This window comes from Streptomyces sp. NPDC059832 (genome assembly GCF_042731715.1).
Lineage (GTDB): Bacteria > Actinomycetota > Actinomycetes > Streptomycetales > Streptomycetaceae > Streptomyces.
The window spans coordinates 1-3,785 of sequence record NZ_JBHWIY010000095.1; the positions used below are offsets into that span (position 1 = coordinate 1).

4 protein-coding genes and 1 pseudogene are annotated in these 3,785 nt (G+C 65.9%); all 5 read left to right on the forward strand.

The window, feature by feature from the left end; translation table 11 throughout:
- Positions 1-1,347, forward strand: a pseudogene (locus ACFV8T_RS45345) (hypothetical protein); the annotation flags it as partial.
- A 13-nt stretch (positions 1,348-1,360) separates the two neighbouring features.
- On the forward strand, positions 1,361-1,744 hold the full coding sequence (locus ACFV8T_RS45350) for a hypothetical protein (protein ID WP_385339716.1): 384 nt from the start codon (positions 1,361-1,363) through the stop codon (positions 1,742-1,744).
- Positions 1,745-1,815: 71 nt separating this feature from the next.
- A complete protein-coding gene (locus ACFV8T_RS45355) occupies positions 1,816-2,175 on the forward strand; it encodes a hypothetical protein (RefSeq protein WP_385339719.1) in 360 nt (119 codons plus the stop codon).
- On the forward strand, positions 2,172-2,924 hold the full coding sequence (locus tag ACFV8T_RS45360; RefSeq protein ID WP_385339722.1) for a hypothetical protein: 753 nt from the start codon (positions 2,172-2,174) through the stop codon (positions 2,922-2,924). Before ACFV8T_RS45355 ends, ACFV8T_RS45360 begins: the two co-directional genes overlap by 4 nt.
- Before the next feature lie 167 nt (positions 2,925-3,091).
- On the forward strand, positions 3,092-3,469 hold the full coding sequence (locus tag ACFV8T_RS45365; protein ID WP_385339725.1) for a hypothetical protein: 378 nt from the start codon (positions 3,092-3,094) through the stop codon (positions 3,467-3,469).
- Positions 3,470-3,785 lie beyond the last annotated feature (316 nt).

Below are 3,785 nucleotides of genomic sequence, written 5' to 3' on the forward strand. Positions count from 1 at the left end.
GCCGGAGCGGTCGCGAAGGTGCTGTCCGTCGCGGGCAAGGCCGGCAAGGTCATCGACCCCATGACCTACATCGCCAAAAGCGCCGGCGCGGGCCTGTCCAAGATCGGTGACATCACCAAGGGCCTCAAGGGCATCAGCACCATCGAGATCCCCAAACTCCCCGACGACGCGATCACCCTGCCCGAGGGCTCCCTCAAGCTCCCCGACGGCACCGTCCACCTCCCCGACGGCGCCCCGATCCCCGAGGGCGGCGTCAAGCTCCCTGACGGCAACGTCAAGTTCCCCGACGACGCGCCCCTCCTGCCCGAGAACACCACCAAACTCCCCACCCACACCGACGTCCCCGCCCAGTACTTCGACCACGACGGCAACCTCCTCAACGAACACGGCGACACCGTCCAGCACGCCAAGGACGCGCCCGCCGAGACCTCCCCTCACCTCCCTGACGTGGAAAACACGGTCAGAGAACCGGCGCTGGTCGGTGCGGGCACCCACACGGCAACCGATGTCGGTCACATGGGTGACGACGCTTTCGGAGGGACCACCCACCCTGCCGACCACCCGTCCGGCAGCGGAACGGGACACGGCGGGGACACCCCGTCCCACCCTGGGGAAACGCCGGATGGGCCTGCACACCCGCACGAGGGTGGCTCCTCGGAGCCCGAGCACACCCCGGACAACGGGCCGGACGAACCGCATGCCCACGATTCGGACGGTCACCAGCCTTCGCCCGACGGACCTGCGGCCGATCACCACCCCATACCTGATGCCGGCGACGGGCCCCACTCCCCGGACCACGACGCCGATATGGGCACCCGCCGCGACTACGAGGCCCGGGTTTCACCGGAATCCAGAATTCCGGCACAGCCCAAGGAACCCGGCGATCTGATTCTGAACACCGGCGACCCCGTCTACTTCGGAGACGGGCGAACAGCCGTGGGCTACGACAGGAGCACGAGGGTCAACTTCGACCTGGTCGAGCCGCTCCCGGGGTACCACGACGTGGTTGTGCACGGAAACAACCAGGGCTTCTTCGAACCCGGGCGGGTGAACGAGGCCGGATCGTCCTTCTCTGCCGGTGACACTCACCCCACACACATCGCGGATGCCATACGGGCCAACCCGAGCTACGACGGAGGCCCGGTGCGGCTGGTGTCGTGCCATACGGGAACGGCAGGAGAAGGCGTGCTGGACATCCCCGCCGCACAGGCCGTCGCCAATGAACTCGGAGTCCCTGTGATGGCCCCGACGAACAAGGTCGGTGTGAACACCAAGCTCGGTCCCAACCAGATTCCGAAGATCTTTGGTGGAGGATACTGGCGAACATTCCTTCCCATGGCCCGCTAGCAGAGGATCACCCATGCAGATCGCCGATTTCTTCCAGGAACTCTGGGCACCCTCGTTCGGAACTCCGAGAGGAAGTGTGCGGGACTTCCTTGCGCCGAACCCTTACGAAGATGCCAAACGGATCACCGAGTATCTGCTCGGAGGCCACGAGGTCTTCAGCGTCATGGGCTCCTCCGAAGACGTGCTCGGTTCCGGCAGGACCGTACTCGGTGGCGACTCGATCTTCTCCGACGGAGAGTGGCTCTGGAGGGGAGACCTCTGGTTCTACGTCTGGACACACCACGTAGAACTCCCCGAGGAATTCCTCGCGCGGATCAGGGAACACGACTATCTGGTGCCCCCCGAGAACGAAGCCCAAATGGTGGAGGTCGCCAAGTACGTCGACGCGAATCTCTGACCGGCCCGGACCGGCCTGGCAGGTTTTTTGCCGGGCCGATCGGTCTCATCGGTCCAGGGGCGGGTTTTCGAGTGAGCGGCGAATCGTCGCGGGCCGTCCTCGGGCGGCTGTGGGCCATCGCCTGGGACGACCTGGAGCCGGCCATCGAGCGGGTGTGCCGCGGCGCGGTCCGCTGGGCCGCGCTGCGGGCCGAGGGCAAGGTCAAGCTGCCCGAGCTGCCCGATCCCTACGAGCCGATCCTGCTCATGTTCGAGCGGGGCAGCGGCTATTCCGTCGGGCAGTTCAGCGAGCGCAGGGGCGGCTTCGCGCAATGGGAAGGGCTCGGGCTCGATGCGCCGAAGATTGAACTGGCGCCCGACCTCTCAAACATCAACGAGGTGATGGAGGCTGCCTTCCAGGAGCTCCGTTCGAACGGACTGGACCTGAAATGACCGATGGATCGACACTCGCCCTGCTGGAAAGACTGCGTACAGCCGACTGGTCCGGCGATTGGGATCACGCCTTCGAACACGCGCAGTCCCGCCGTCTGCTGATGCACGAGTACCTTCGACGTTCCGCTCTGTGGGCCCAGGCATACGGCGCCGAGGCCGACTGGCCCTTCTTCGATGTCACTCAATACATCGACAAGGAGTTCCGGCTCCCACCGGCACTCGCCACGGAGCTCGACGAGTGCCTCAAGAAGGTCGCATACGGCGCCCGGAAGACCTGCGGGGCGGCCGTACGATTTACGGAGCTCCGTGCACAGGGCAATATCGCGACGCCCGACCTGCCCGACCTCTACGAGCCCCTGATCCTCTTCTACGAGCGGGGCGGCGAGTTCCTTCAGGACGGGGCCGGATTCCTCGACCTGACCGGTGTGTCCATCAAGCCCCGCAGCCTTCAGAAGCACCTCGCGGACCTGCCCTTCCTCACCTTCGACGGGCGCACGCTGGACGCCCTGGACGCCAAGGGACGGATCTCCTACCACGCGACAGCCGACTGTTCGGGGCCCGTCCTGCGGCGGCGTCTGCTCAAGGCTGCGGAGCAGCGCGACGAGGTCTTCACGCAGGACCTGCGCTGGGAGCCGACGGACCTGCTCCAGCTCTCCGACGAGAAGAAGACCGATGTTGTCTACACCCAGATCGGCGACATCGAAGCGGCCGAGCTCCAGTCGGCCGTCCGGGGCTCCTCCCGCACCTGACGCGTTGCGGCCGATGGCGAGGTCGAGGAGCGTCCGGGCGATGCCGGCCGGGGACGAGCTACGAATGAACAGCGAACCGTCGCGGGCCGCCCCTGAGCGGCTGCGGGCCATCGCCTGGGACGATCTTGGACTCGGCCTTCGCCCACGGTCGTTCACGCCCGCTACTGATGCGCGAGCACATGCGCCGTGCGGATCTGTGGGCGCACGCCTGCGGCACCGAGGAGGGCCGGCCGTTCTTCGGCGTCGGCGAGTACGTCGCCCCTGGCAGCCGGGTCACCTACTACGCGGAGATCAGTGAGGGCTTTCCCCGGAACAGCCCGCGCGGGATCCTCCGGCGCCGCACCATCGGCCGGGAAGCGGAAACGTACGACGAGGCGTTCACCCGGAATCTCCGCTGGGAGCCCACCGAATCCCTCCGGTTGTATGCGCTCGGCCACAACGAGATCGACCACGTCGAGATCACCGAGATCGAAGCCGCCGCGTTCATCGAATCGACGACGAAGAGGCTCGCCGGATCGCCGCTCAAAAACGTGTGCAGGGAGTGAAGATCGACCGAAGATCCTCGGGAGCCCCGTCGAGCCGGGAGGGCTCCCCTTCCCCCGCGGCCCGGTCATGTACTTCGTTTTCACACGTCATGGCCTGCGCCGTGCTTCGGTAGCCCTGTCACAGCCTGTCCACAGCCCCGAGGTCCTCGATTGCTTCAGCACCCCGGAGTTGATAGGGATGGTCAGCACATTTGTTTGCACAGGCTCGGCAGGGGGATTGAATGAAGTTCGACATGGGGGCGCAGGTTCTGACGAATCTGTCGTCGAAGTCGCGTGGGTCGAGTGATGATCTGGGTACGTTGATTCGTCAGTTGTT